General features: G+C 54.5%; 34 protein-coding genes. 17 read left to right on the top strand and 17 right to left on the bottom strand.

Annotated elements, in window-relative coordinates; genetic code table 11:
• Positions 1–29: 29 nt before the first annotated feature.
• From cysS to E3E51_RS04900, 3 genes are all read left to right on the top strand, one after another.
• Entirely contained in the window at positions 30–1,460 is a 1,431-nt protein-coding gene (cysS, locus tag E3E51_RS04910; RefSeq protein WP_167911977.1) for a cysteine--tRNA ligase, read from the top strand.
• 90 nt (positions 1,461–1,550) lie between these two features.
• Positions 1,551–2,198, top strand: coding sequence for a phosphoribosyltransferase (locus tag E3E51_RS04905; protein ID WP_167911976.1), 648 nt, complete (start codon positions 1,551–1,553; stop codon positions 2,196–2,198).
• 21 nt (positions 2,199–2,219) lie between these two features.
• Positions 2,220–2,537 carry a hypothetical protein gene (locus E3E51_RS04900; RefSeq protein WP_167911975.1) on the top strand — a complete coding sequence of 106 codons (318 nt, stop codon included), beginning with the start codon at positions 2,220–2,222 and terminating at the stop codon, positions 2,535–2,537.
• Here E3E51_RS04900 and E3E51_RS04895 read toward each other — a convergent pair.
• A complete protein-coding gene (locus E3E51_RS04895; RefSeq protein WP_167911974.1) occupies positions 2,534–4,312 on the bottom strand; it encodes a DUF4932 domain-containing protein in 1,779 nt (592 codons plus the stop codon). The two genes, E3E51_RS04900 and E3E51_RS04895, sit on opposite strands and share 4 nt — an antisense overlap.
• Before the next feature lie 91 nt (positions 4,313–4,403).
• Here E3E51_RS04895 and E3E51_RS04890 point away from each other — a divergent pair, with 91 nt between their 5' ends.
• The gene (locus tag E3E51_RS04890; RefSeq protein WP_167911973.1) at positions 4,404–5,384 is read left to right on the top strand and encodes a zinc ABC transporter substrate-binding protein; all 981 of its coding nucleotides are present in this window, start codon (positions 4,404–4,406) and stop codon (positions 5,382–5,384) included.
• A gap of 43 nt (positions 5,385–5,427) precedes the next feature.
• Here the strand turns inward: E3E51_RS04890 and E3E51_RS04885 are convergent, their stop codons facing one another.
• From E3E51_RS04885 to E3E51_RS13300, 4 genes are read right to left on the bottom strand one after another with little or no spacing between them, the layout of a single operon-like run.
• Positions 5,428–6,339: an ABC transporter permease gene (locus E3E51_RS04885; RefSeq protein WP_167911972.1), complete on the bottom strand. Its 912-nt coding sequence runs from the start codon at positions 6,337–6,339 to the stop codon at positions 5,428–5,430.
• A complete protein-coding gene (locus tag E3E51_RS04880) occupies positions 6,336–7,382 on the bottom strand; it encodes an ABC transporter permease (RefSeq protein WP_167911971.1) in 1,047 nt (348 codons plus the stop codon). Before E3E51_RS04880 ends, E3E51_RS04885 begins: the two co-directional genes overlap by 4 nt.
• On the bottom strand, positions 7,366–8,901 hold the full coding sequence (locus tag E3E51_RS04875) for an ABC transporter ATP-binding protein (RefSeq protein ID WP_167911970.1): 1,536 nt from the start codon (positions 8,899–8,901) through the stop codon (positions 7,366–7,368). The genes E3E51_RS04880 and E3E51_RS04875 overlap by 17 nt, the downstream gene beginning before the upstream one ends.
• Positions 8,902–8,947: 46 nt before the next feature.
• Positions 8,948–10,234 carry a BMP family ABC transporter substrate-binding protein gene (locus E3E51_RS13300; RefSeq protein ID WP_167911969.1) on the bottom strand — a complete coding sequence of 429 codons (1,287 nt, stop codon included), beginning with the start codon at positions 10,232–10,234 and terminating at the stop codon, positions 8,948–8,950.
• A gap of 123 nt (positions 10,235–10,357) precedes the next feature.
• Between E3E51_RS13300 and E3E51_RS04865 the strand changes: the two genes are divergently transcribed.
• Together E3E51_RS04865 and ftsY are read left to right on the top strand one after the other, a co-directional pair.
• Positions 10,358–10,807 (top strand): hypothetical protein, encoded by a 450-nt coding sequence (locus E3E51_RS04865; protein ID WP_167912156.1) that lies wholly within the window; start codon positions 10,358–10,360, stop codon positions 10,805–10,807.
• 139 nt (positions 10,808–10,946) lie between these two features.
• Positions 10,947–11,852, top strand: a complete 906-nt coding sequence (gene ftsY / locus E3E51_RS04860) for a signal recognition particle-docking protein FtsY (RefSeq protein WP_167911968.1) — start codon at positions 10,947–10,949, stop codon at positions 11,850–11,852.
• 98 nt (positions 11,853–11,950) lie between these two features.
• Here the strand turns inward: ftsY and E3E51_RS04855 are convergent, their stop codons facing one another.
• The 10 genes from E3E51_RS04855 to E3E51_RS04810 all read right to left on the bottom strand — a co-directional run bounded on the left by E3E51_RS04855 (position 11,951) and on the right by E3E51_RS04810 (position 18,175).
• Positions 11,951–12,418, bottom strand: a complete 468-nt coding sequence (locus E3E51_RS04855; protein WP_167911967.1) for a hypothetical protein — start codon at positions 12,416–12,418, stop codon at positions 11,951–11,953.
• Positions 12,415–13,146 (bottom strand): hypothetical protein, encoded by a 732-nt coding sequence (locus tag E3E51_RS04850; protein WP_167911966.1) that lies wholly within the window; start codon positions 13,144–13,146, stop codon positions 12,415–12,417. Before E3E51_RS04850 ends, E3E51_RS04855 begins: the two co-directional genes overlap by 4 nt.
• A gap of 50 nt (positions 13,147–13,196) precedes the next feature.
• Positions 13,197–13,667 carry a hypothetical protein gene (locus E3E51_RS04845; RefSeq protein WP_167911965.1) on the bottom strand — a complete coding sequence of 157 codons (471 nt, stop codon included), beginning with the start codon at positions 13,665–13,667 and terminating at the stop codon, positions 13,197–13,199.
• A gap of 18 nt (positions 13,668–13,685) precedes the next feature.
• A complete protein-coding gene (locus E3E51_RS04840) occupies positions 13,686–14,177 on the bottom strand; it encodes a hypothetical protein (protein ID WP_167911964.1) in 492 nt (163 codons plus the stop codon).
• A 20-nt stretch (positions 14,178–14,197) separates the two neighbouring features.
• Complete coding sequence (locus E3E51_RS04835) at positions 14,198–14,659, bottom strand: hypothetical protein (RefSeq protein ID WP_167911963.1); 462 nt, start codon at positions 14,657–14,659, stop codon at positions 14,198–14,200.
• Positions 14,660–14,663: 4 nt separating this feature from the next.
• On the bottom strand, positions 14,664–15,992 hold the full coding sequence (locus E3E51_RS04830) for a hypothetical protein (RefSeq protein WP_167911962.1): 1,329 nt from the start codon (positions 15,990–15,992) through the stop codon (positions 14,664–14,666).
• A gap of 266 nt (positions 15,993–16,258) precedes the next feature.
• Positions 16,259–16,621 carry a hypothetical protein gene (locus E3E51_RS04825; RefSeq protein ID WP_167911961.1) on the bottom strand — a complete coding sequence of 121 codons (363 nt, stop codon included), beginning with the start codon at positions 16,619–16,621 and terminating at the stop codon, positions 16,259–16,261.
• A 105-nt stretch (positions 16,622–16,726) separates the two neighbouring features.
• A complete protein-coding gene (gene surE, locus E3E51_RS04820; protein ID WP_167911960.1) occupies positions 16,727–17,506 on the bottom strand; it encodes a 5'/3'-nucleotidase SurE in 780 nt (259 codons plus the stop codon).
• Positions 17,503–17,970 carry a type II toxin-antitoxin system VapC family toxin gene (locus E3E51_RS04815; protein ID WP_240924252.1) on the bottom strand — a complete coding sequence of 156 codons (468 nt, stop codon included), beginning with the start codon at positions 17,968–17,970 and terminating at the stop codon, positions 17,503–17,505. The genes surE and E3E51_RS04815 overlap by 4 nt, the downstream gene beginning before the upstream one ends.
• A complete protein-coding gene (locus tag E3E51_RS04810; protein ID WP_240924251.1) occupies positions 17,954–18,175 on the bottom strand; it encodes a hypothetical protein in 222 nt (73 codons plus the stop codon). Before E3E51_RS04810 ends, E3E51_RS04815 begins: the two co-directional genes overlap by 17 nt.
• A gap of 62 nt (positions 18,176–18,237) precedes the next feature.
• Here E3E51_RS04810 and E3E51_RS04805 point away from each other — a divergent pair, with 62 nt between their 5' ends.
• From E3E51_RS04805 to E3E51_RS04755, 11 genes are all read left to right on the top strand, one after another.
• Positions 18,238–19,212 carry an archaeosine biosynthesis radical SAM protein RaSEA gene (locus E3E51_RS04805; RefSeq protein WP_167911957.1) on the top strand — a complete coding sequence of 325 codons (975 nt, stop codon included), beginning with the start codon at positions 18,238–18,240 and terminating at the stop codon, positions 19,210–19,212.
• A 150-nt stretch (positions 19,213–19,362) separates the two neighbouring features.
• Positions 19,363–19,635, top strand: coding sequence for a 2-oxoglutarate ferredoxin oxidoreductase subunit delta (locus E3E51_RS04800; protein ID WP_167911956.1), 273 nt, complete (start codon positions 19,363–19,365; stop codon positions 19,633–19,635).
• A gap of 2 nt (positions 19,636–19,637) precedes the next feature.
• Positions 19,638–20,828 carry a 2-oxoacid:acceptor oxidoreductase subunit alpha gene (locus E3E51_RS04795; protein WP_167911955.1) on the top strand — a complete coding sequence of 397 codons (1,191 nt, stop codon included), beginning with the start codon at positions 19,638–19,640 and terminating at the stop codon, positions 20,826–20,828.
• Positions 20,828–21,691 (top strand): 2-oxoacid:ferredoxin oxidoreductase subunit beta, encoded by an 864-nt coding sequence (locus E3E51_RS04790; protein WP_167911954.1) that lies wholly within the window; start codon positions 20,828–20,830, stop codon positions 21,689–21,691. Before E3E51_RS04795 ends, E3E51_RS04790 begins: the two co-directional genes overlap by 1 nt.
• Positions 21,684–21,959, top strand: coding sequence for a nucleotidyltransferase domain-containing protein (locus E3E51_RS04785; protein WP_167911953.1), 276 nt, complete (start codon positions 21,684–21,686; stop codon positions 21,957–21,959). The genes E3E51_RS04790 and E3E51_RS04785 overlap by 8 nt, the downstream gene beginning before the upstream one ends.
• A complete protein-coding gene (locus tag E3E51_RS04780; RefSeq protein ID WP_167911952.1) occupies positions 21,956–22,348 on the top strand; it encodes a HEPN domain-containing protein in 393 nt (130 codons plus the stop codon). Before E3E51_RS04785 ends, E3E51_RS04780 begins: the two co-directional genes overlap by 4 nt.
• The gene (locus E3E51_RS04775) at positions 22,338–22,850 is read left to right on the top strand and encodes a 2-oxoacid:ferredoxin oxidoreductase subunit gamma (protein WP_058939779.1); all 513 of its coding nucleotides are present in this window, start codon (positions 22,338–22,340) and stop codon (positions 22,848–22,850) included. The genes E3E51_RS04780 and E3E51_RS04775 overlap by 11 nt, the downstream gene beginning before the upstream one ends.
• A complete protein-coding gene (locus E3E51_RS04770) occupies positions 22,847–23,995 on the top strand; it encodes a 2-oxoacid:acceptor oxidoreductase subunit alpha (protein WP_167911951.1) in 1,149 nt (382 codons plus the stop codon). The genes E3E51_RS04775 and E3E51_RS04770 overlap by 4 nt, the downstream gene beginning before the upstream one ends.
• Entirely contained in the window at positions 23,996–24,841 is an 846-nt protein-coding gene (locus E3E51_RS04765; RefSeq protein WP_167911950.1) for a 2-oxoacid:ferredoxin oxidoreductase subunit beta, read from the top strand.
• Positions 24,838–25,398 carry a 2-oxoacid:ferredoxin oxidoreductase subunit gamma gene (locus E3E51_RS04760; RefSeq protein WP_167911949.1) on the top strand — a complete coding sequence of 187 codons (561 nt, stop codon included), beginning with the start codon at positions 24,838–24,840 and terminating at the stop codon, positions 25,396–25,398. The genes E3E51_RS04765 and E3E51_RS04760 overlap by 4 nt, the downstream gene beginning before the upstream one ends.
• A 51-nt stretch (positions 25,399–25,449) precedes the next feature.
• Positions 25,450–25,923, top strand: coding sequence for a DUF192 domain-containing protein (locus E3E51_RS04755; protein WP_167911948.1), 474 nt, complete (start codon positions 25,450–25,452; stop codon positions 25,921–25,923).
• 84 nt (positions 25,924–26,007) lie between these two features.
• On the opposite strand, the gene E3E51_RS04750 is transcribed toward E3E51_RS04755, so the two are convergent.
• Positions 26,008–26,199: a hypothetical protein gene (locus E3E51_RS04750; RefSeq protein WP_167911947.1), complete on the bottom strand. Its 192-nt coding sequence runs from the start codon at positions 26,197–26,199 to the stop codon at positions 26,008–26,010.
• Positions 26,200–26,235: 36 nt separating this feature from the next.
• Positions 26,236–26,583 (bottom strand): 6-carboxytetrahydropterin synthase, encoded by a 348-nt coding sequence (locus tag E3E51_RS04745; RefSeq protein WP_167911946.1) that lies wholly within the window; start codon positions 26,581–26,583, stop codon positions 26,236–26,238.
• Positions 26,584–26,637: the final 54 nt, after the last annotated feature.

Genomic DNA, 26,637 nt, shown 5'->3' with positions numbered 1-26,637 from the left:
CTTTGCAAAGTTCCCCCGGTGGTGAGGAGATGGCCATAAGAGTGTACAACACCCTGACAAAGCAGAAGGAGGAGTTCAGGCCCCTTAGGGAAGGCGAGGTCAGGATGTACGTCTGTGGGCCGACGGTTTACGATTACACTCACCTAGGTCACGCTAGGACATACATAGCCTTCGACGTTATCAGGAGATACCTGGAGCACCGCGGTTACACCGTTCTCCTGGTGATGAACTTCACGGACATAGATGACAAGATAATCCGGCGCGCCAACGAGACCGGCGAAGATCCGAGGGAGCTGGCCGAGAGGTTCCTCCGCTACTTCCGTGAGGACATGAAAGCTCTCAAGGTCAAGCCGGCAGACATCTATCCGCGCGTTACCGAACACATCGAGGACATCATAGACTTCGTGAGGAAGCTCCAGGAGAGGGGCTACGCCTACGAGGGAAGCGACGGTGTTTACTTTGAGGTCAGGAGATTTAAGGACTACGGAAAGCTGAGCAAGATAAAGCTGGAGGACCTCGTGAAGGGCGCGCGCGTCGAGCCGGGCGAGGGCAAGAAAAATCCCGAGGATTTCGCCCTCTGGAAGAAGGCAAAGCCCGGAGAGCCGAAATGGGAAAGCCCCTGGGGCGAGGGAAGGCCCGGCTGGCACATAGAGTGCTCCACGATGAGCACCAAGTACCTCGGTGAGAGCTTTGACATCCACGGCGGCGGCAACGACCTCATCTTCCCGCACCACGAGAACGAGATAGCCCAGACGGAAGCCTGCACAGGGCACGAGTGGGTTCGCTACTGGCTCCACACCGGCTTCCTGATGGTGAACGGGGAGAAGATGAGCAAGAGCCTCGGCAACTTCGTGACCATAAGGGAGATGCTCGAACGCTACGACCCCGAGGTCATAAGGCTCTTCGTCCTCCAGAGGCACTACCGCTCGCCGCTCGACTACACGGAGGAGGGCATGGAGCACGCCAAGAACAACCTTGAGAGGCTCTACAACACCCTTGAGAACATCCGCGTGGCCATGGAGAGGGCAGAGATTTCCTTCAAGTGGGGTCAGGAAGAGTTCGAGGCCTACGAGGCGATAAGGAACGCGAGGGAGAAGTTCTACGAGGCGATGGACGACGACTTCAACACGGCTGAGGCCATGAAGGCCCTCTTCGAGGCCAGCAACGCCGTCAACAAGTATCTGACAAAGGTCGAGAAGCCGAAGGAAAGCATCCTCCGCAAGGCAATGGAGTTCTTCAGGATCGTAAGCGAGGTCTTCGGCATCTTTGAGGACTACTTCAGGGAACAGAGGGCCGGTGAGGAGGAGGCACTCATCCAGCTGCTGATAGACGTCCGTGCCCAGCTCAGGAAGGAGCGCAACTTTGCCCTAGCCGACAAGATAAGGGCCGAGCTCAGGGAGATGGGCATCCAGCTTGAGGACACCCCGCAGGGAACGGTTTGGAAGCGGGCCAGGCTCTGATTTTCCCACCTTCTTTTGCCACATTCCAGTCAAATACTAGAGCGTAACGCTTAAATATAACCTTCCCCTTGCTCCGTTAAGGGAAATGCGATGAAGAAGTTTCCGGCTTATCTCGCTTCTTGGGACGATATAGAAAGGTGGGCAAAGGAAGGCGCCTGGAAGGTTCTGGAGGACGGATGGAGGCCAGACGTTATAGTCGGCCTCGCGAGGGGCGGCTGGATTGCGGCAAGGCTTTACTGCGACTACCTGGGGGTCAAAGACCTCGTCAGCCTCAAGGTCGAGCACTGGGGCGTTACGGCAACCCCAGACGGAAAGGCCAAGCTCAAGTACGGCAGCAACTACGACCTAGGCGGCAAGAAGGTTCTCATAGTGGACGACATCAGCGACACCGGCGAGAGCCTAACGCTCGCAAAGAACTACGTAGAGGAGCAGAAACCGGCAGAGGTACGGGTTGCGACGCTCCTCACCATAAAGGGCTCACGCTTCAAGCCAGACTACTACGGTGAGGAAATCGACTGGATTTGGATAGTCTTCCCGTGGAACTTCGTCGAGGATATGATAAACCTCGTTGGCAACCTCTTCGAGGAGAAGGATGCTTTAACCACGGATGAAATCATCGAGCTGTTCAAGGAGCTCCACGGCATGGAAGTGCCGAAGGGCAGGCTTGAGGAAGCCCTCCGCATGGCCGAACGGAGGAAAGTTTTTAAATTCCGGGAGGGTGCCTGGCGCAGGGCATGATGAAGTCCGGGAAGTGATAGCTTGAATAAGGAGAAGAAGGTCGAGGAGATCAAGAGCCACAGCGTTTACGCCAGGGAAATCTACGATATGCACAGCGACAGCATAGACAGGGTTCTCGAAGACTACGACGACCTGAAGGAGGACTACCTGAACGACCACTCGCGGGCGAGGATAGTGCGCATAGTCTTCAACGAGGACAACGGCCTCCCGCTGGCGATAGAGTTCAACAGAAAGGATGACAGCTTCAAGGGGTTCACGATAGCCATCGGCAAGCCCCACATCAAGAGCAACGGGAACGGAAAAGGGAAGAAGGCCCCTCAAGAAGAGGCCAACGGCTAAACATAAAAGCCCATCTCTATCCCTTTTCCTGTAAATATCTCGTAGCTTGAGAGGTAGTATGTCGGGTTTCTGAAGAGCCTGGTGCCGTAGCGGTCCGCCCCGGCTATCCAGACAATGTAATTCTCGGGGTTGTTGGGGTTCCTCACCGCAAGCAGGAGCGTCGCGGTGGGGGAATCTGACAGATTAAGCTGCCCTTTCACCACAGGATCGCTCTCGTTCTCCGTTATTATGAATGAATCAGCGCTCCAGTTGGGGCTGTGCTCAATCACCCAGTAGTTCCCTTCCTTCACAAAGCGCAGCGGGAAGTGCTCCTGCATCTCAGCGACAACCGAGTTCGCCGCGGGGCCTCCGACAAGAACAAGGTTCTCTCCAAGCTCATCCTCCGTCACGTTCACATCAGCTTTAACAACTATCTCCACGCTTCCGTTCCACTGAGAGTAGAAGGTTCTAAGGTTGTCCGCTATAAGTTCGGCGGTTTCTCTATCGTATTCCGCCCCCTTGGGGTCAGGATTTTGCGTTCCGTAAACCACCACGACTTTTCCAGTAACCGCGCCTCTATCAAAAGCCCTCAGGGGAGTCACGGGAACGCGTTGCTGATAGAGAAGCGAGGCGTTCTCCTCTGGGACTCTCTCCCTGAGTTCTTTGGCCATGTTGGGAATATACCTCTGAATGTCAACGCCGTAGTGAACGGACTTATTCGCGTATTTCCCGTAGAGTTCCACCATCTCGTCGATCCAGAACTCTCCCCAACCCCGCTGCATCCACATCTCAACCTCCGCGTACTCCGGGTCAACGTGCCCCATAGCAAAATCCTCCCAGCCGTCCGCAAAGCCCTCGTATATCATCCCGTAGTCGTCCCAGAAGTGAATGTCGTAAACGGCCAGGTAGGGCATGTCTCGTCTTATGACATCAGTGAGGTAGGGAAGGCTTGAAAGGTTTCTGTAAGAGTTGAGGGCGGGAACGGTAACGTCGTGACCAAGCTCGTGATAAACGAAAGCCAGGTAGAGGAGCTCGTTAAGCCCTTCGTTCACGAGATAATCTCTGTTCAGCGGAAGTCCGAACATCGTGTCCCTGGCGGTTTTGCAGCTCCAGAGGGTTCTCTGAGGAGTTCTCCTGACGAGGGGTAGCATTCCACCGGCCCCCCAGATTTCAGTGCCGTTGATGGCCGGGCTGAAGCTGTGACCGTGAACCGCGACGAGGTAGGGATGAAGGAACTCATAGGTGACGTTGCGAACCCCGGCGTTTCTGGCCATGAACTCGTCGGGCGGGAGCATTTTGAGGGCGTTCTCATAGATTCTCAGGTCCTCGCGGTAGTAATCCATGTGGCTATCGTAGAACCCCATAAAGTCGCTCTCCCTAGCGAACTCCCTCAGCGCCGGGAGGAATTCGTTCTCGAACCAAGGATAGCCCAGGGTTGTCATAGGCTCCAGTTCTGGCGGATCCGAACAGAGGAGCAGATAATACTCAATGCCCATCAACAGGTAGTCCTTCTCCGGCACGCTCCTCCCCCGGGAAATGTAGGATTTCAGGAGGAGCACGGCCTTGGAGTCCCTGAACTTTCCGAAGTGGTCCTCGACCTCCGTCAGATAGCTCCCCCTGTCGACGACGAAGGGATCCTTTCCGAAGGCGAGGTAGTAAACGATTCCAAGAAGCTCTGCGTTGGGATTTATTTCGACGCTCACGTTGGTGTCAATCTTAACCGCCGACGTTTCGGGGATGGTCAGGGGGACGAGCAGGAGGATGAGGATTGTTACCCACGTTAGGAGGCTCTTCATAACATCACCAGGTAGTAGTTAGTGGAATGGGTTATAAAATTTGCGGAGAGCTTTAAAAGGCTAACGTCAAGAGGAATTAGGGTGACCGAAAATGAAGAGGCTGCTGTTAATCGTAATGCTCATCGCGGGTATGGTTGCACCTTTTGTGGGCGCGGCGAGTGAGAAACCCCTAGTTGTGACCAGCATAAACCCCCTGGCGGCAATAATCCAGGATGCATTCGGCGATTCGGTGGACGTCGTCTACCTAATCCCGCCGGGCGCTGACCCACACGAGTATCAGCTCACGGCAAGCCAGATTGAACTCCTGGGGAAAGCCGACGTGATAGTAACCACCGGCGGTCATCTCCCAGTGGAGAAGAGAATATCCGAACTTAAGGATGAAGGCACGGTAACGGGCGAGACGCTCTTTCTCGAAGACTACAAGCGCGAGGGCTTCAGGTACCTCCCGGAACACTGGTACAACGGCAAGGACAACCCCCACGGGGTCTGGCTCGACCCCACAAACGCGCTGGCGATCGCACGGGCCGCCGAAAAAGCCCTTGAGGGCGCGGACCCGGTCAACGCCGAGGTGTACCGGGCGGAATACCGGGATTTCGAGGTGAGGGTAAGGACGATAATGGAGGCGTACCGCGCCCTCGTTGATGAAAACCGCACCGCGGTGATTCAGATGCCCCCCGACCAGTACGCCATTGAATGGCTTGGAATCAAGGCAATCGCCTCGATAAAGCCGGAGGAAGAGATGCCCGCCATAGGCGTGGATGATCTCGTCCCCACCGCAACCAAGGCGGATGTAGTGGTCTACGCCGTGGACAGCCCCGACCAGCTCAAGGACGCGGCGGAGGAGCTGTCCGCCAAGAGCGGAAAGCCATCCGCGGAGATAAGGGTCTTCTGGAAGGACGAGCCGTACACCAAAATCCTCATCGAGAACAGCGCCGCGGTAATCCGGGCCCTTGGGGGGAATGCGTCCGCGGAGGGGCCGGCGGCGAAGACCGACGTGAGCCGGTACGTTGCGGTCTCCCTCATGGTTGGACTCGTTCTGGGAACGGCGTTGGGCGTCGTTCTCAAGAAGTGATGCCTTTCTTTTTTTGCGAAATCCAAAAAGAAAGAATAGGGAATCACTCCCTCTTGTAGGGCCTTCCGTCCCACTTCGGTGGCCTTGCCTTGCCGATGATGCCCGCGACCACTATCAGGGTCACGACGTACGGAAGGGTCGCTATGAACTGCCAGGGTATCGTTCCCGCGAGCCAGGGGTTGTTCTGGATGTAGATGGCGAAGTTGTCGAAGAATCCGAAGAGAAACGCTCCTCCCAGGGCTATTATTGGGTTCCAGCCGCTGAAGACCATGTTGGCCAGTGCTATGAAGCCCCTTCCGGCGGCAATCTGCTTGGTAACGGTTCCGAGCCAGTCGACGCTTAGGTAGGCCCCAGCGACTCCTGCCAAGGCGCTCGCTATCAAGACCGCCGTGAAGCGGTAGAGCTCGACGTTGATTCCGAGCGCATCGGCCGCCTCAGGGTTCTCACCGACGGCCCTTATCCTCAGTCCGAAGGGGGTCTTGAACAGCACCCACCAGGCTATTATCGCGACGGCTATCGTTATGGGCACCATTGGACTGAGCGAGTTTCCAAAGGCGTCCATCCACAGCGGGCTAATCTGGGCGTTGCTCGGAACCTGGTGCTGACCGGCGGTTCCCCAGTAGGCCCTGATTCCGAAGGCCACCGCACCGTAGCCGAGGAGGTTGAGGCCTATGCCCGGAATAACGTGGTCGCCCTTGAGGTACACCGTCAGGATGCCGTGAAGGACGCCGAAGAGCAGGCCTATAAAAGCTCCGCCGAGGATGCCAACCCAGCCGTTTCCGGCAAGCTCCGCGAACATTGCCCCGAAGAACGCCGAGAACATCAGTATTCCCTCGTAGCCGATGTTGACGACACCGGCTCTCTCGCTTATCACCGCACCTATGCTCGTGAGCGCTATTGGAACCATCGCCGCGAGTGAACCGAGGAGAAGGCTGATCACCATCGCCTCATTCATGCCTCACCCCTCCTGAAGAGCCTGGCGAAGAGGTCGAGCAGTCCCGGAACGGCGACGGCTATGATGATTATTCCCTCGATGACCTTAATCATCTCAAGCGGAACGTGGGCGTGCTGCTGCATTGCCGTTGCTCCAGCGCTCAGCGCTCCGAAGAGGATTCCCGAGAAGATTATGCCGAGCGGGTGATTCCTGCCAACGAGCGAGACTCCTATTCCGTCAAAGCCGTAGCCGTAGACGTTGGCCAATCCCTGGGTTATGGCGTAGCTCGGTGGGGTTCCCATGACGATTCCCGCTCCGGCCAGACCGGCCGTCATTCCACCGATGACAAAGGACCAGATGGCCGAGCGCTTGGGATTTATTCCCCCGTACTCTGCCGCCCGCGGGTTCTGACCGCTGGTTCTCAGCTCGTATCCGAGCTTGGTGTGCCACATCACCACGAAAACGACCACCGCCGAGAGGATGGCTATGATGAACGCCCAGGACAGGCTGGTTCCCTTCACGAGAAGGGGCAACCTCGCGCCGGGCGGAATCGGCAGGGTGCTGTTGGGGTCCTTAGGGTTGTAGTAGACGCTGACCGCGAGCCAGCTGACGAGGAAAAAGGCAATCCAGTTGAACATGATTGTGGAGATGACCTCGTGCACCCCTCTGTAAACCTTGAGGACTGCCGCTGGAAGGGCCCAGAGGGCTCCGATGAAGAGGCCCGCGAGGATGCCCGCCAGGGGATTCTGGAGGTACTGAGTGACGATTATCGCCGCTATCGCGCCGAAGTAAACCGTTCCCTCGGCACCGATGTTGAAGAGACCCGTCCTCGCGCCTATCGCGAAGGTTATCGCCGTTAGGATAAGCGGGGCCGATTTGCTGAGGGTTTCGGCTATACCATCGGTTGAGCCGAGGGAGCCCTTGATGAGCCAGTAGTAGGCTGAGCCGGGGCTGTAACCGCTGAACCAGAGGACGAGGGCCCCGATGAAGGCCCCAATGAGTATCGCAAGAACGCTCTCCGCTACGGGTTTAACGTAACCCCTGAGCTCATTTTTGAGGTTCACCCTTAACACCTCCCATCATGAGTCCTATCTGCTCCTCGGTAACCTCGTCGGGCTTGACTATTCCCATGAACTGACCTTCGTACATTATCGCCATCCTGTCACTGAGCTGGAGAACCTCGTCCAAGTCGGCAGAAACGAGCAGAACGGCCTTGTTCTCGTTCCTGAGCTTAACGAGGTAGTTCCTGATGTACTCGGTCGATGCAACGTCAACACCGCGCGTCGGCTGGGCCGCTATGATGAACTCCGGCTTCTTGCTGACCTCCCTCGCAACGATCAGCTTCTGCTGGTTTCCACCGCTCAGGCTCTTCACGGGAGCCTTGGTTCCAGGCGCGCTGACCTCGAACTCCTCAATCAGCCTCTTAGCGTGCGCCTCAACCTTGTCCCAGTCGAGCAGAAAACCCTTCGAGAACTCCTTCCGCCAGTGCATTCCGAGTATCGAGTTCTCCATCACGCTCATCTCAAGGATTAAGCCCATGTGAGTCCTATCCTCCGGGACGTGTGCCATTCCCATGTCGTAGAGTTCTCTCGGTTTTTTGCCGGTGATGTCCGCCCCTTTAAGGTAAACTTTGCCCCTCTCGACCTTTCTGAGGCCGGTTATAGCCTCTATGAGCTCGCTCTGACCGTTGCCCTCGACACCGGCTATTCCAAATATCTCACCAGCCCTAACCTCGAAGGTAAGCCCCCTGACGGCATCCTCTCCCCTGTCTCCCTTCACCCACAGATCCTCAACGCGGAAGATAACCTCGCCGGGCTCCTTCGGGGGCTTCTCAATCCTCAAAACGACGTCCCTTCCAACCATCATCCTCGCGAGGAGCTGGGGCGTTGCCTCGCTCGTCTTAACGGTTCCAACGACCTCACCTTTCCTGATGACGGTGACGCGGTCGGTGAGCTCCATGACCTCGTTGAGCTTGTGGCTGATGAAGATTATCGTCTTCCCCTGCTCCCTGAGCTTCCTGAGAACCGCAAAGAGTTCCTTGACCTCGATTGGGGTTAAAACCGCAGTGGGCTCGTCAAGGATGAGTATGTCAACGTCGCGGTAGAGCATCTTGAGGATTTCTATCCTCTGCTGCACACCAACCGGCAGGTTCTCCACGGGGACGTCAAGCGGAACCTGGAAGTTCAGCTCGTCCATGAGCCTCTGGAGTTTTTTCCTCGCGTTCTCGACGTCAATCTTGGACAGAAGCTCATGGCCCTCCATGCCGAGGATTATGTTCTCAAGGGCGTTGAAGACCTCGACGAGCGTGAAGTGCTGGTGGACCATTCCGATTCCGTTTGCTATGGCATCTGCGGGGCTCTTGAAGCGGACCTCATTGCCACGAAGAAAGATTTTGCCCTTTGTTGGCTTCAGCATTCCGAAGAGAACCTTCATCAGCGTCGTTTTTCCTGCACCATTCTCACCAAGGAGGCCGAGGATTTCGCCCTCGTAGACCTTAAGGGTAACCCCCTTGAGGGCCCTTGTCCCGTCTGGGTAAACCTTGACAATCTCCCGCATCTCAAGCACTGGGGTTTGCTCTTCCATCCTTCCACCTCCGAATCTCAAAACGGAAACAAAAGGGGAAGAAGAATCACTGCTTGTGGTTCTTGTAGTAGTCGAGGGCCCAGTAGGCGCCGAAGCGGTAGCCACCTTCGAACTTGTAGAGAACCGGAATCTCCATACCGAGGACGATGCCGATGGTGTCCTTGTTGTCGTTGAGCGCTATGAGCGCCGCGAGGGCACCAGCAAGGGTTGAACCCTCGTTCTCCTTGAAGAGAACCATCTGGACGTTGTGCGGCATCTCCGGGTCGTAGCCATCGATGATAACGAACCTCTGGTTCGGGTACTCCGTGGCGACCTGCTTGACGGCGTTGGTCATCATAAAGCCGACCGCAATGATGATGTCGTACTCACCGCTCTTGGCAAGGCTCCTGAGGTTCGGAAGGTAGTCGTTCTCGCTGTTGCTCTGGAGCTCATCGAGCTGGAGGCCGAACTCCTTGGCGGCCTTCTCGGCACCCAAATAAGCCATGTCGTTGAAGCTCAGGTCGCCCCTGCCGCCGACGTCGTAGACGATGGCTATCTTCTTCGTGTTCTGTCTACTGTTGAGGCTCTCATTGAAGTACGTTTCGGGCTTGGGTTCGTTCGCACTCCAGTTCTTGGCATAGTCCTCCATGGTCTTCCACTCGTCGGCCTTTCTGAGAAGTTCAATCTGGTCCTTAGACGTGGCTTTTGGAACGATTATCTGTCCGTTGATTATCTGGTTCTGAAGGTCGTCAACGGCATCCCAAATCCAGTCCGGAACCTGGTTCCTGGTCTGTTCAAGGAACTGTATAAGCTCGTCCTCACTCTCAAAGCCGAGATCCTTGAGCTTCTTCTCCTTGACGTCCGCAGGAAGGGAGTCAAACATGGCCTTGACGTCTTCTATGGTTGAGAGCTTGACACCGCCCTCCTTGAGGCCGAGCTCAACGACGCCGCCCTGGAACTGGTTCTCCTCCGCCTGCTTGACGGCATTGTAAACACCAACGTCAACACGTTTCATCATGCTCGCTATTATAACACCCGGTTTAATCCAGTCCTGGGCGGAGTCAACACCTATCGCGAACGGAGGTCCCATCTTCTTGTCGTTGGCGTCCAAGTAGTCCCCCACGGCCTCGAAGACACCAAGACCAGTGCCACCCGCGACCTGGTAGATGACCCAAGCGCCCTGCTGGAGCTGAGCCTGTGCCGCCTGCTTCCCTTTAGCAGGGTCACCGAATGAACCGGTGTACGTGTAGAGGATGTTTATTCCGGTTTTTTCTTCCCCGCCGCTTATGCAGCCGCTGGCCACTACACCGAGAGCCAAGATGCCAATTAAAAACAAGCTAAACAGCTTCTTCATGCTAACACCCCGCGAGTTTTCAAAGGTATACCCGTAAAGCGCAATATATACTTTATGGTCCTCAGGAAGCCGAAAATTTGAGAAAGAATTTTAACCTCAGAGTAAAAGTTTTTTGTGATGACCATGCTGAAGAAAATAGCCGAATTAAATTCGGGAGCGGTTTTAATTACAGGAGACGGGAAGAGACTTGCGAGAATATACCTGAACGCATGGGGGAAGGCAGGGAGGCGCATACTTGCTGAGTATCTGCCGTTCCAGGTCGACGGTGACGTCTACATAGGCTCCCCCTTCGAGAGCGACGACTTCGACGTGTACCTCATAGTCAACCCGCTCTCACGCTCCAGGGCGGAGAGGGAAAAGCTGACGGAGTGGCTGGGGGAGCACAGGGACAAGCTCGTTCTGCTCTACGAGCACAAGTACGTGAAGGACTCCATAACCCGCTATGGGATACGGGAATCCATCGATTATCTAATCGCGTACAAGAGGGAAACCGTCGGCTTTGAAAGACTGGACGTCATGCGCCTTGAGAACGGGAAGGTGGTGGAGAGCAGGACCTACGTCAGGAGGTACTGAGTTTATAAGAGGGAGAGCAGAGTTAAACCCGCCCGATGACGAGCGGTTTCGGGTCTGAGGTGTGATGACACCAGCTATCGCCGAGGGCACTTCATAATAATTATATAGGCATAAGTCGCTCGCTCATGGGGTGGTAAAGATGCTGGGAAAACTCAAGGAGAAGTTAAGCTCATTCGTGGACAGGGTCTCGCAGACTGAAATAAGCGAGAAGGACGTGGAAAATGCACTCTGGGACCTGGAGATAGAGCTTCTTGAGGCGGACGTTGCCCTCGAAACCGTCGAGGAGCTCAGAGAGAGGATAAAGAAAAAGCTCGTCGGTCAGAAAGTAAAGATAGGCACCAACAAGAAAGCTCTGGTCGAGAAGGCCGTTAGGGAGGCCGTTCTTGAGGTCCTGACACCGGAGAAAAAGATAGACCTTCTTGAGCTGATAAGGTCTAAGGAGGAGAAGCCCTTCGTTATAGCCTTTGTGGGCTTCAACGGCTCCGGGAAAACAACGACTATAGCCAAGCTCGCCCACTGGCTCAAGAAGAACGGTTTAAGCGTTGTCATAGCCGCCAGCGATACCTTCCGTGCAGGGGCGATAGAGCAGGTCGAGGAGCACGCAAAGCGCGTCGGGGTTAAGGTCATCAAGCACTCCTACGGTGCCGACCCCGCCGCCGTCGCCTACGACGCGATCCAGCACGCAAAGGCCAGGGGACTGGACGTCGTCCTCATAGACACCGCAGGAAGGAACGAGCTGAACAGAAACCTTATGGACGAGATGAAGAAGATAGCGCGCGTAACCAAGCCTGACCTGGTGATATTCGTTGGCGACAGTTTAGCCGGCAACTCCGTCGTCGAGCAGGCGAAGCAGTTCAACGAGGCGGTGAAGATCGACGGCGTAATCCTCACCAAGCTGGACGCAGATGCGAGGGGCGGTGCCGCTCTGAGCATAAGCCACGCCATCGGCGCGCCGATACTCTTCGTTGGCGTCGGCCAGGGCTACGACGATTTAAAGCCGTTCGACGAGAAGTGGTTCGTGGACAGGATTTTCGGGGAGGATTGAGTCTTTCCCCTTTTCTTACAGGCTAACCGCGAGTCCCATGCGAGCCACTACATATAGCCCGTTCTCATTCCAGCATTTTTAAAATCCCCTCTCTTCCATCAGCAACTGACCGCGAGCCCGCCGAGTATTATCATAAACACGATAAATCCCGGCAAAAAGCCTTCGAGGAAGAGCAATGCCTTTTCTTCTCTGCCCTCTCCCAGTATGACACCAACGCCGACCGAAATGGCGAGCAGGACCGAGAAGGAACCCTTGGGATTTCGGAGGGAGACGAGAACCACTGACAGGACGGGTAATCCAATAGCGAGGCCCGATTTCCTCAGGAGGGGTTCTTTGAAGCGAACGTAAAGGGCAGGGAGAACAATCGCCGGAAGGAGAACGAGGAGGACGAAGGGGAGAGAGGGCGAATACCTGAACCAGCAGGCGGGAATTCCGTCCCGAACGTAAACCCTCCCGCTTTCGATGTAGTAGCTCCTTAGCCAAGTCATGTTGTAGAGGAGAAGGAGCTCCCATGCCGTTGCCGAGGTGAGAGTGAGAAAGTGGGGAAAATGTTTTGGAAATCTCACTGAGACTCACCACTCCCACTCAAAGGAAGGACGTCGGTGAGTTTTTTGATGTCCCTCTCATTACCACTGGCAAGGAGCAGGTACAGGTTGCCCTTGTCCCTAACCTTAAGCACGAGCAGGTAATTATTTCCCTTCCTGAGCACCCAACCCTTGAAAAGACCGCCGGAAAGCTCCCTGATTGCAGTATAGCCCGAGTGCTCAAGCTTAGAGACGTAGGCTTCCACAATCTCGTTGGGATGCTCCGTGTACTTGAGCCGAAATGCTTCGGTTATCTTTGACTTCTCTGGCGTTTCTCCGTAGTCCACCTCAGATACTATTGCTGTTCCCTCCAAAGGATACACATAAACGGCCAGATAAACTCTTTCCGAGAGGGTTACGTTTGAGAGAAAGGCCCCCGGTAGGACGATACCAGTCCAGTTCTCGGAAACGCCTTCCAGGGATTTAAAATAGCAGGATGGCTTTTCAAGGGACCATGACACGTTTTCAAAGCCAAAAAACCCGACGAGCACGTGCCTCGGACTTCCGTTTACAACCTCGTCGAGTGTTATACCCTGGAATCCTGCTTGGGGAGGAAAGCCCGGCCCGCTGACGATTGGTGGCTTAACATCGCTGACGTTCACCGGCACCGTCGAGAAACACTGACTTTTTTCTGGATGTTGAGAGACTTTCGCGGCAATCAATGCCAATGTGACAACCAACAACAGGAAGACAATGTGGGATTTCCTCATTAAGCCCCCTCCATCTGCAGTAAATACGACATCCTTTGTTATAAAATTTTTCATACCATTATTGATATGCCACTCCACACCATAATGCAGAGGATAAACGAGACTATGAGTGACGTGGCTATCCATACCAGCCTTTCCGCTCTTTTTATAGGGCCGTCCAGTCTTATACATGGGAGGCTATACAGAACCACCGAGACTATTACAGGCACGAAAAAAGAAATCCATGACTTTTCGAAGAGGTACAGGAGAAGAAGCGTTACCAAGACAACAGCGAGCGAAGGGATCCCAAATGCTACGAGTTCACTCCATTCCTTCCAGAGGCCAAGGATAATTGAGATTAAGAACGGTGCCGTCACGAGGAGGACAAAAGTTGCCGATGGGCTAAAGTGAAAGCCGCAGATTGGATAGGGATGAGTCTGAAGGCAAGAAGCCCCAACGTAGTATTCCGAAGGGAGTAAAATCATGAGCAGGAACTCCCATGCAGGGAAGAGGAAAAGATAGAGGAGCGAGCGGAGCTTCATGGGTTCACTCACCACTTATTAACACCATACAGCTGTGAGTTCAGCCGCTATTATCATTCCTATTATAAGGCCTGGTAGAAAGCCCGCAATACTGAGTAGCACTTTTTCCCACTTGTCTTTCCCAACTACCCCACCGACCACAGCCGACACTACAATCAGAGCCAATAAAACACCCGGTCCTGTAGTTTTAAAATAGATAACAATCACTGACAAAACAGGCAACCCTATTGAAAGTGCTGATTTCTTTAGGGTGGGCTCCTTAAACCAGAGGTATAAGATGAGAAGGACGAGTGTAGGGAGAAGGACTAAAAGAACAAACTCCAAGGAGGGGGAGTATTTGCTCCAAGAAACACAGGGTCCCCCTGTCCCACCCGTCCAGTTCTCAAAAAAAATTGTGCCTTTCTCAACATAATACTCACTGATGGCCCGACTATTATAGGCAAGTACAAGCTCCCAAACTGTTGCAAAAATAATAGAAAGAACATGTAGAATGAATTCCCTACGATTCATAAAAACACCCCCACTCAACATCACCGGGCGGAGAGTCCGCCCATTATTATCATCGCCACCATAAACCCTGATAGGAAGCCTGCAATGCCAAGTATTGCTTTTTCCCACTTGTCTTTCCCAACTACCCCACCAACCACAGCCGAGACAACAATCAGAACCAATAAAACACCCGGTCCCGTAGTTTTAAAACACGCAATAATCACTGACAGAATAGGCAAGCTTATTGAGAGTGCTGACTTCTTTAGGGCAGACTCCCTGAACCAAAGGTACAAGCCGAATAGGACAAGCGCAGGGAGTAAAACGAGAAGAACAAACTCCAGCGAAGGAGAGTATTTGCTCCAAGAAATGGGAGGACTCTCCGATACAACTACCCAATCAACATAATATTCAATGATAGCTCGACCGTTATAGGCGAGTACAAGCTCCCAAACTGTTGCAAAAATAATGGAAAGAGCATAGAGAATGAATTCCCTACGGTTCACAAACTCACCTCCTCTTGGGGACTATCTTCACGAGGTGCGTTCCAGACTCCCAGTTCCCCCACGCCAGATAATGCTCGTACATGTCCCATCCATCATGAATCACCAGATAGTCTATGGTGCGGCTGTTCCCAACGTATCCAACTATGACAACACTATGGTTATTATATGATTGTTGTCTGCCCACCGCGCTTCCGCCATTGTGAAGTTGAAGGAGGATAGGACGGTTGTTGTCAACTTCACTAATTACATCACCTGTATTTATGTAGCCATGTACCCAGCACAATCCCAATGTACAAGTAGGCTGTGCATCGTAGCTGTGGACGAGAGACCATGAAACTATTCCTTTCTCTTTTAGTTTCTGATATTCGTCTGCAAAGGCTTCAATGCCGTCGCATGCGTCGGAACCAGGCCAACCACACACGTACGTCTGTCCGGGATCATTCTCCTTATCAAACGTTCCCATGGTATGGTGAAGGATATCAACCAAAGACGTCATGTACTCCTTGTATTCCTGAGTGTAATAACCGTTTTCATAGATTTCCGGATGCTCATAATACGCTATAATCTGGGCCGCGGCAATGGGAGTGCACCCGTCCCATGCGTCCCAGGGGTCAGCGCTTGGCCCGACATTGTTTGGATAGCTAATATATCCATTTCCAGGGTCTCCAAAGTATGAATCCTCTGTCCATACTGGAACGTTGGGTATGATCTTGGTATAAATGTCTCCTGATGAGAGAATCCCGATCGTAGGTTCGCCTGCCGAAGAAGTCTCAAGGGCTCTCCATATGTCTGCCATATGCTCTGGAGAGAATGAGAGTTTGACAGTTTTGGGGACTGAAGAAACCTTTCCGTAAATGTTCATGGCCTTTCCATTATCCAGCTCTATGCTATAGCTCAATGCACCGTAATAAAGCAGTCTGTGTTTCTCTACTGAGAATCCTCTGAATCTAGCCATGCCTATTCTTCCCAGCCTCTCGCTTGGTGCCTCGCCTTTGCTGAACTCAAGAACCGGAGGCATGTATCTCTGAGCCGCCACAAGTATGAATCCGTTGGGCTTTCCATTCACAAGCACCGTAAACTCGTAGGCGCTCTTGGTTCCGTTAGGGAAGTAGTACACCACGGGCTGGGAAAGCTTTGCCCTCTTCCAATCCTCGAATCCAGGAATATTTGATGATGCCCACTGCAGGTGTCTCTGAGCGACAGACATGGCTTCAGTTGGCGTCACGGGACCGTCGTGGCCCTTCGGGGGAACCAAACTTAAAGCTCCTGCGAAACTACTCAATATCAAAACCGCGAAAAAAACTACAAACGCTCCGGTTTCCCACTTCTTCAAGGGGGTCACCATTGATATATTATTCTTGTCAGTTATAACTTTTACGCAAATATGAATGTTAAACATTTAGTTATCCGACACAAGGCAGATTTCGTTTTTGTCATGGTATGCACAGTGCAGCGAGGTCGTTATCATCTCAGCCATTTCACCGCAAGATAAACCGCAAAGAGACTTAACGAAAGAGACCCAAATATCAACATCCACCCCTTTTCCCCGAGAAAATGCGGGGGCAAGACACGAAGATTGCCACTATCCAGCTGAAACAATCAGCCTCCCGCCCGGCGTCTCCCCTTTCCCAAACTCAAGAGTAGGGGAGACGTGCCTCTGCGTTGCAGCCAGTACAAAACCATCGGGCTTACCTTCAACTCATAGGCACTCTTTGTCCCGTTGGGGAAGTAGTACACTACAGGCTGGGAGAGCTTTGCGTTCTTCCAGTCTTCAAATCCTGGCAGGTTTGAAGATGCCCACTGCAGGTGTCTCTGGGCAACAAGCATGGCTTCAGCCGGCATCATGGAGCCAGCGTTGCCCTTCGGCTGGATTATGCTCAAAGCCCCAGTGAGGCTGCTCAAAACCAAAACTGCAAAAACGGCCGCAAATACCCCAGCCATCCACTTCTTCAAGGGGGTCACCATTGGACATATTATCCGGAATTCTTATAAATTTTGTGTGGACACAAATTTTATAAACGACTCATTACTTCCTTTTAAACTTAACATAGTGAATACAGCCGCACATCAGAGAGAGGAACTAAAAAGGGTGTGAAGGCTCTCAAAGTCCACCCGTGCGGTCATATCTATGTTTATCGGGGTCACGCTGATCTTTTTCTCCACCTTCAGGGCGTAGGCGTCCGTTCCGGGCTCGAACTTCTCACACTTCCTTCCGACTATCCAGTAGTATGGATGTCCCCTCGGGTCGATGCGCTCCTCTATGGTCGGGCGGTATCTCCTCCTGGCGAGTCTCGTTACCACTATCTCAGTCTCAGGCGTCGCATCGCTCGGCACGTTCACGTTGAGCATGTCAACGCCTTTGGGAAAGCCCCTTTCAAGGACCGCCTTGGCTATCCTCCTCAGGAAATGCGACGCAACGGAGAAGTCTATTCCCTCCCCCTCGCTGAGGGTCTTTCTCCAGTCGACTTCGAGACTCACGGCTATGCTGGGAATGCCGTGCGTGGCGGTCTCAATGGCGGCAGATGCAGTTCCGGAAACGGTTATCTCTGTGCTGAGGTTCTCACCGAGGTTTATTCCGCTTATAGCGAGGTCAAAATCGGTGAAGCGTGCGAGGGCGAAGATTACACAGTCCACGGGCATTCCATCGAGACCGTAGGCAATCTTTGCGCCGGGGACGTCAACGAGCTTTGCCCTAAGGGGCCTGTGAAGGGTCATAGCGCGGCCGCTGGCACTCCTCTGGAAGAGCGGGGCAACCACATACACCTCGCCGAGGTCTTGGACGGCCTCAACGGCGGCACGGATGCCCTTTGAATAAATTCCATCGTCGTTCGTGATTAGAATCCTCATTCCTTCCCCTCCAAGTCTTCCACCTTCGAAATGGCGAGCAGTCCCTCCTTGGGTGCAGCGCGGAGGAGGTCGGAGTCAAGGCTGACGATGCCATCAAGACCGTAGTATTTCGCGGTTGCAAGGATTAGGGCGCCACTTGGGAGAAGGCCGTAAGTGGTCACGAACGTGAGTGTCTCCACGATTATCTCATTTGTCGTGTCCAGAAACTTTGGAAACGCAAGGAGGGGCAGTATGGAATCCACAAACTCGTTACCTACCCTTTTAACAAGTTCTGGATGCTTTTTCAAGCCCCAGTATCCCTTGCCGGTTCTGTGTTTAAGGTACATAAAAAGAACCTCATTGTAAACGACATCATTTATAAACAGGGAATAACTCCCTGGGAACAGCGTCTCGACCAGCTGGTTCGCCCTGGGATTTCCCCGGAAGTGCTCAATAAACACGTTGCTGTCAAGGAACAAGCTCATCATACATCTCTGCCTCCAACTCCTGCCACGGCTTTGCTCCCTTCATGACTCCCTTAGCGCGTTTAAGTGCCTCCTCAACGTTTAGTCTGCCTTGAAGCATTGCCAGCTCAATCTTGAGTCTTTCGGCATTTTTCTGGGAAGTCCTAATCACGATGTGAACTTCAGTAACATCTTCCATAATCCCACCAACTTGTACTCCGCCCAAGAAGATTTAAACCTTCCCTCACCTTTAAAAACCCTAACTCCCAGCCGGGTTCAGGTGAGAGAATGACATACTGGACGAGTGAGGACAACGTCGCTGGAAAGCCCGGAACGGCACTTTTCATAATCCTGCCCACGATAGGCTGCTACCGCTTCAGGATCAACCAGGCCTGTTACATGTGCGCATACCCCACCGCCGCGCCGAAGGTCAGGTGGAGCCAGGAAGCTATAGTAGACTACGTGAGAGAGGCCCTTAAGAAAATTGAGGGCAAGAAAGGACCCTTCGCGGTGCGAATGTTCACCTCCGGCTCGTTCCTGGACAACGGAGAGCTCAAACCGGAGACGAGGAGAAAAATCTTTGAGATTCTGGCCGCTCTGGATGAGGTCAGGGAAATAGTCATCGAAAGCCGGAGTGAGCTGGTTCGCTACGATGCCGTGAAGGAGCTGGCCGAGATAGTTCCTGATAAGCACTTCGAAGTTGCCATAGGCCTTGAAACGGCCAACGACGATATAGCCGATGTTTCAATCAACAAAGGCAACACCTTCGAGGACTTTGTTAAGGCCGCGGAGATAACGCACGAGGCCGGGGCAAAGGTCAAGACTTACCTCCTGCTGAAGCCCATTTTCCTGAGCGAACGCGAGGGCATAGAGGACGCCAAGGAAAGCATAATCAGGGCCGCGCCCTACACTGACACCTTCTCGATAAACATCACGGACATCCAGAAGGGAACGCTCTACGAAAGGCTCTGGGAGAAGAAGGAGTACCGTCCTCCGTGGCTCTGGAGTGCCGTTGAGGTTCTGGTCTGGGCGAAGAAGCGCTTCCCGGACAAGAGAATCCTGAGCGACCCGGTTGGGGCCGGCTCGAAGCGCGGACCGCACAACTGCCTCACCGACTACGACCGGACCATAGGAAGGGCGATAAAGAAGTTCTCGGCAACTCAGGACCTAAGCCACATCGAGAACCTCAAGCCAGAGTGCCGCGAGAGGTGGGAGTACATAGCTGAGAACGGCCTCCTCGACTGGCAGCTGGTGACGTGGTGAATGTATTTCGCTTTTGAAAGAATTTTCATGCCTTCTTTTCGTTCTCCTTATAACGCCACTCGTGATTCTTTGATGGACACTTATGAGCGTCCACGAAAGCTTTAAATGTTGACAAACGTAAAAGGGCTTAGCAAATCGCGGGTGATGCTTATGGCAGATGTCGAAGGGAAAACCGTGGTTGAAAGGTCGGACTACCTCGTTACCGGCAAGGCCGAAGGCGTCGTTGAAATTGACGTGGACACTTTTCTGTGCAAGGGCTGCGGTATCTGCGTCGAAATGTGCCCGAGAAAGGTCTTTGAGTGGAGTAAGGAGCTGAGTGAAAAGGGCGTTCACTACCCGGTTCCGGTTCACGCCGAGAAGTGCGTCAAGTGCAAGCTCTGCGAGCTTCTCTGCCCGGACTTCGCCATCGCGGTTAGGTGGTGACCATGATCATTCGTGGAAACGAGCCTGAACAGCTCAGGCTCCTCAGAAAGCTCTACGAACCGGGCAACTACTTCATGCAGGGCAACGAGGCGGTAGCCTATGGCGCCCTCTTCGCCGGATGCCGCTTCTACGCGGGCTATCCGATAACCCCATCCAGCGAGATAGCAGAGACGATGGCTCGCGAACTGCCGAAGCTCGGCGGCTACTACCTCCAGATGGAGGACGAGATTGGGAGCATAGCCGCGATGGTGGGTGCCTCCTGGACTGGCTTCAAGGTTATGACCGCCACAGCTGGACCGGGGTTCAGCCTCATGCAGGAAAACCTCGGCTACGCCGTGATGACTGAGACCCCGCTCGTTCTGGTCGACGTCCAGAGGAGCGGCCCATCAACCGGACAGGCCACAAAGGGAGCTCAGGGCGACTTCTTCCAGGCCAGGTGGGGAACGCATGGAGACCATCCGATCGTTGCCGTTTCTCCGACGAGCGGGCAGGACGCCTTTTGGGAGACTATAAGGGCCTTTAACATCGCCGAAAAGCTGAGAACCCCCGTTGTGGTGCTCTTCGATGGAGTTCTGGCCCACACGAGGGAGCAGATAAAGATTCCGGACGTTTCTGAGGTTGAAATAACCTACCGCAAGCTTCCGGAGAACGAGGAGGAGGCAAGACTCCCCTTCGGCGATCCCCACGGGGACGGCGTTCCGCCGATGCCGCTCTTCGGCCACGGCTACTTCACTCACGTCACCGGTTCGACTCACAAGGAAACCGGACTGAGGGACGTTTACACGCCGGAGGTCCACGACAGGCTCGTGAGGAGAATCCACCGCAAGATCGAGAAGAACCGCGAGGTTTACGAGAAGTACGAGGAGCACTTCACGGAGGATGCAGAGATACTCGTCGTCAGCTGGGGAGTAACGGCCAGGCCTGCCCTCGGAGCGGTTCTCAGGGCCAGGGAGGAAGGAATAAAGGTCGGCCTCTTCGTACCGAAGACCGTCCACCCGTTCCCAGCTGAGAGGATGAGGGGGCTGGCGAAAAAAGCAAGAACGATACTCGTCGCCGAGATGAACCTCGGCCAGATGATAATTGAGGTCGAGCGCTACGTTAACGACGACGTCCTCCTCAAGGGCGTGAACAAAATCGGCGGAGTGCCTCTGACCGTTGAGGAGATCCTCCGCGAGATAAGGGGTGTTGCCTGATGGCGAAGAAGATATACTCCACCTACCCGATGGTTAAGTACCTCCGCAAGGAGGCCCTTCCCACCGCTCTCTGTCCCGGCTGCGGCGGTGGAACGGTCCTCAACGCCTTCGCGAACGCGATCGACGGTCTCAAGATTGACCCCAAGGACCTCGTCGTCGTTAGCGGTATAGGCTGCTCCGCCTGGATAGCCTCACCGTACTTCCTCGCCGACACCCTCCACACGACCCACGGGAGGGCGATAGCCTTCGCCACCGGCGTCAAGGTGGGCCTTCCCGACAAGAAGGTCGTCGTCATAAGCGGTGACGGTGATCTGGCGAGCATAGGCGGCAACCACCTGCTCCACGCCGCGAGGAGGAACATAGACATAACGGTCATCCTCGTGAACAACTTCATCTACGGAATGACCGGTGGGCAGGTCGCCCCTACGACGCCCTTCGGCGCGAAAACCACCACCAGCCCGTACAGGAACATAGAGCACCCGCTCCAGATTTCTGAGACTGTTGCTGCCGCAGGAGCGAGCTACGTTGCCAGGTGGACCACCGCCCACGTCTACCAGCTCATCGGGAGCATAAAGAAAGCCCTCCAGGTTAAGGGCTTCTCGCTCGTTGAGGTCATCTCCCAGTGCCCTGTCCAGTTCGGAAGGAGGAACAGGATGAAGGAGCCGGCCGAAATGCTCAGATGGTTCCTCAAGAACTCGGTCCCGGTCAGCAGGGCGAGAAACATGAGCCCGGAGGAGCTTGAGGGCAAGTTCGTCATAGGAGAGATAGTCAACAGGGAGAGGCCGGAGTTCACCACGGAGCTTAACAAGCTCATAGACGAGGTTCAGGAGCATTTCGGCCTTAAGGGTGACGGGGATGTTTGAATCCGTTGGAAGGCGGGTCAGGGAGGTCTTCGGAGACAGGGTTGAGGAGGTTATAGTCTTTGGCTCCCGGGTTAGGGGGGACTGGAAAGAAGAGAGCGACCTCGACGTCCTCGTCATGCTCGACGAAATAAAACCAGAAGACTGGGACAGGGTAGGAGAACTCAGCGCCGGACTGACCCTCGAACTCGGTGTTTCCGTCATGATAGTGCTCCATTCAAAGAAAGACAGCCTCTACAGAACCGCAGTGATGGAGGGGATTGCGGTATGAACGAAGAAATCCCCGCCCTACTAAGAAAGGCGCGGGAGCGGCTCGAAGCATCCAGAGAGCTCTACAACAAGGGCTACTACGGCTTTGCAATATCCAGCGCCTACTATTCAATGTTTTACTGCGCAAGAGCACTGCTCCTCTTAAAGGGCGTAAATCCCAAAAGCCACGCGGGTGTTCACGCCCAGCTCGGAAAGGAGCTCGTCAAATCCGGAGAATTACCTGCGAGGCTCTACACGCTCTACTCAAAGGCTCTGAACATGAGACATACCGCGGACTATGACGTCTTCGTTGAATACAGCGAAAGGGAAGCCCGGGAGGTTTTGAAAGGCGCAGAGGAGTTTTTGATGTTCACCGCTGATTATCTTGGAGGTGTGATAGATGCAGGTTAGGTTCGCAGGCATAGGCGGCCAGGGCGTTGTCCTGGCCGGTGTCATACTCGGCGAGGCCGCCGCCATAGAGGGGCTGAACGTCGTCCAGACCCAGGACTACAGCTCCGCAAGCAGGGGCGGCCACTCCATAGCGGACGTGATAATATCCAAGGAGCCGATTTACGACGTCATAGTCACCGAGGCGGACGTTCTCGTCGCACTCGCCCAGCTCGGCTACGACACCGTAAAGGACGAGCTGAGGAAGGACGGGCTGCTGATTATAGACACAGACCTGGTTAAGCCCGACAGGGACTACATCGGTGCCCCGTTCACGCGCCTGGCTGAGGAGAGCACCGGTCTGGCACTCACCGTTAACATGGTCGCCCTCGGCTACCTCGTGGCGAAAACCGGCGTTGTGAAGAAGGAAAACGTCGAGGAGGCCATAAGGAGGAGGGTTCCCAAGGGAACCGAGGATATAAACATCAAAGCCTTCAGGGTCGGTTACGAGGAGGGATGTGGATGAGATATCCGTTTCCGGTTGGCAGAAGCGATTTCATTCAAGGTGATGAGGCGATAGCAAGGGCGGCGATCCTCGCAGGATGCCGCTTCTATGCTGGCTATCCAATCACACCGGCCAGCGAGATATTCGAGGCCATGGCCCTCTACATGCCTCTGGTGGACGGCGTGAGCATACAGATGGAGGACGAGCTGGCGAGCATGGCGGCGATAATAGGTGCCTCGTGGGCAGGGGCCAAGGCCATGACTGCAACGAGCGGCCCGGGATTCAGCCTCATGATGGAGAACCTCGGCTACGCGATAATGACTGAGACTCCTCTCGTTCTGGTCGACGTCCAGCGTGGAGGCCCGTCAACCGGTCAGCCAACCCTCGCGGCCCAGGGCGACATAATGCAGGCCATCTGGGGAACCCATGGCGACCATTCGCTCATAGTCCTCAGCCCCTCAACCGTCCAGGAAGCCTTTGACTTCACAATAAGGGCCTTCAATCTGGCCGAGAAGTACAGGACGCCGGTGGTTCTTCTCACCGACGCGGAGATAGCCCACATGCGCGAGCGCGTTTACGTTCCCCAGCCGGGAGAAATTGAGATAATCGACCGCAAGCTCCCGGCCAGCGAGGAGGAGGCGAAGTTCCCGTTCGGCGACATACACGGCGACGGAGTGCCGCCGATGCCGATATTCGGCAAGGGGTACAGAACCTACGTCACAGGCCTCACCCACGACGAGCGCGGAAGACCCAGGACTGTCGATGCGGAGGTTCACGAAAAGCTCGTTAGGAGGATAATTGAGAAGCTCGAACGCAACGGTAAGGACATCATTAGCTACGAAACCTTCGAGCTCGACGACGCCGAGATAGCGATAATAAGCACGGGCATAGTCTCGCGCTCCGCCGTCAGGGCCGTAAAGATACTCCGCGAGAGGGGCGTTAGGGCAGGCATGCTCAAGCTCAACACGATATGGCCCTTTGACTTCGAGATGATCGAAGAGCTCGCAGAGCGCGTGAGAAAGATATACGTCCCGGAGATGAACCTTGGACAGCTCTACCACCTCGTCAAGGAAGGCGCCAACGGAAAAGCTGAGGTCGAGCTGATAGCGAAGATAGGCGGCGAGGTTCACACTCCGATGGAAATAGCCGAGAGGGTGGTGGGCTGAATGTACCTGAAATCCGCTTACGAGATTCGTGACAAGTACCTGAGAAAGGACATGCTCCCGACGATATTCTGCCCGGGCTGTGGAATAGGCTCGGCGCTCCAGTACACGCTCCGCGCGATAGACGACTTGAAGCTAAACCCTGACGAGATAGTCTGGGTCAGCGGAATCGGCTGTTCCTCCCGTGTTCCGGGCTTTGTCAACTTCGACGGCCTCCACACGACCCACGGAAGGGCACTTGCCTTTGCCACCGGCATAAAGCTCGCCAATCCTGACCTCAAGATAATCGCCTTCATGGGCGACGGAGATGCCGCGGCCATCGGTGGGAACCACTTCATTCACGCCATCAGAAGGAACCTCGACGTGACTGTGATACTCATAAACAACTTCACCTACGGAATGACCGGCGGACAGGTCGCGCCGACCGCTCTGAAGGGCCTGCGCGGAACCACAGCACCGTACGGCCAGTTCGAGAACCCCTTCGACATAGCCGACCTTGCGGTCTCGGCAGGGGCCAACTACGTGGCCAGGTGGAGCGTCTTCAACTACCTCCAGGGAATCAACAGCATCAAGAAGGCCCTGCAGAAGGAGGGCTTCACTCTGGTGGAGTTCCTCTCACCGTGCCCGATAAGCTTCGGAAGGAGGAACAGGATGAAGACCGCCCCCGAGCTTCTCCGCTGGTATCAGAAGATAACCGTCCCGCTCGCGAAGGCCAAGAAAATGCCTCCAGAGGAGCTTGAGGGCAAGATAGTCATCGGGGAGTTTGCGGACAGGGACAGGCCCGGTCTCGTGAGGGAATACGAGGCCTACAAGAAGCGCGCCAAGAAGATGATGGGGTGGGAGGAATGAGGAAGGAGATACTCTTCAGCGGCTTCGGCGGCCAGGGAGTCATTTTAGCGAGCGTCATCCTCGGAAGGGCAGCAGCTGTTTACGAGAACCTCTACGCCGTCCAGACCCAGGCCTACGGGCCGGAGTCGAGAGGAGGAGCGAGCAAGGCGGAAGTAGTCATCAGCGACGAGCCGATAGACTACCCCAAGACCCTCAAGCCGGACTGTGCGGTCTTCTTCTCCCAGGAGGCCTACAACAAGTACCTCCACACGGTGAGGGAGGGCGCCAAGATAATAGTCGAGGAGGAGCTCGTTCCACATCGGGACACTGAGTTCGAAAAGGGACTTGAGGTGCTCTCGCTTCCCCTCACGGAGATAGCCGAGGAAACAACCGGCCTCAGCCTCACCATGAACATCCTCACCCTCGGAATCCTGACGGCATGGACAGGGGTTGTGAGCAGGGAGGCCATAGAGAAAGCCGTTTTGGACGCCGTGCCGAAGGGAACGGAGGAGATAAACCTGAAAGCCCTCCACAAAGGCTTCGAACTTGGAGAGAAGGCCAAGGCCGGGGAACTCTGATCCCCGTTTCTTTTCCCAAAAACTTATCAATCCGCATTTCTATCTTCTACTATGCTCATCAACGAGACCAAAGGCAGAACATGGCACGGGAGAGTCAAGCTTGCCGACAGCTTCTTCAAACGGTTTAGGGGATTAATGCTCCTCAGGAATATCAACTATGCCCTTGTCTTCGTTCTTCCCGCCGAGACAAAGGCCAACGCCTCAATCCACACCTTCTTCATGCTGAGCGACATAGACGTAATCTGGCTGGACTCCGCGAGACGGGTGGTGGACTTTAAGACCGCCCGGAAATGGCGGCTCTACGCTCCGAAGGAGCCGGCCAAGTACATAATAGAGGGACCGGTGGGGCTGATAAAAACGCTCGACGTTGAGGAGGGCGATTTGATAAACTGGACCCCCAGCGAGGAGAAAGAAAGGGCCGTGCCGGTGAAGGTGTCGCTGCCCGATGGCCTCTCCTTCGAGAAGGGAACCAACGGAATGGCGCTCACAGAGAGTGTGCGGGAAGTGAAGGTGAAGGGAAATTAGCCATGCATTTTAACGGTTCTCCTGCCAGAACTCCACTGGGACAGACTTAATGACGCCTCTCACAGGGTCAAAATCTTTGTCGAGTCAACCCTCATACACCTCAAGCTTCGCCTTAAAAAAGTCCTCAGCCTTACCCTTTCCAAACATTCCAATATGCGCGGTTTTTTTGGCCTCTTCCACCATCATTAGGAACTCCTCTTCAGCCAGTAATTCGCGTAAAAGCCTTTCTTTGAGGGCTGAAGGGGGATTCTCAGCAACGTTCTCCACTACCCTCACCAATGGTTCTTAGGGGTACATGAATAAAAAAGTTTCTCAGAACTCAAACTCCACCCCGTTTTCCTCGCCCTCCCAGAGGGCTACCCTCCTGAGCCTGACACCATCGGGCAGTTTTTTCTCCACCTCTTCTGCAATCCACAGAGCCACGTTCTCGGTCGTCGGGTTCTCGAAGAGAGTGTTTAGATTCCTGTGGTCGAGCTTCCCGATGATTTCATTCACGATTCTCCTCAGTTCAAGGAAGTCCATCACGTAGCCGTTCTTCAGAGGGCCTTCCACGGCCACCTCAAGCCTGAATGTATGGCCGTGTATCTCCTCCGGCTTTCCGTTGATCAGAACGGCATGTGCAGCTTCAAATTTGAAGCGCTCGATGATTCTGGATCTCATAATATTCACCACTGATCATGGATGCCCTCCAAACTAAAACCTTTGGTTCGTGCT

The organism is Thermococcus sp. 21S7, from assembly GCF_012027615.1.
In the GTDB taxonomy this organism is placed as follows: Archaea; Methanobacteriota_B; Thermococci; order Thermococcales; family Thermococcaceae; genus Thermococcus.
This window is presented reverse-complemented; position numbering and strand designations above follow the sequence as displayed.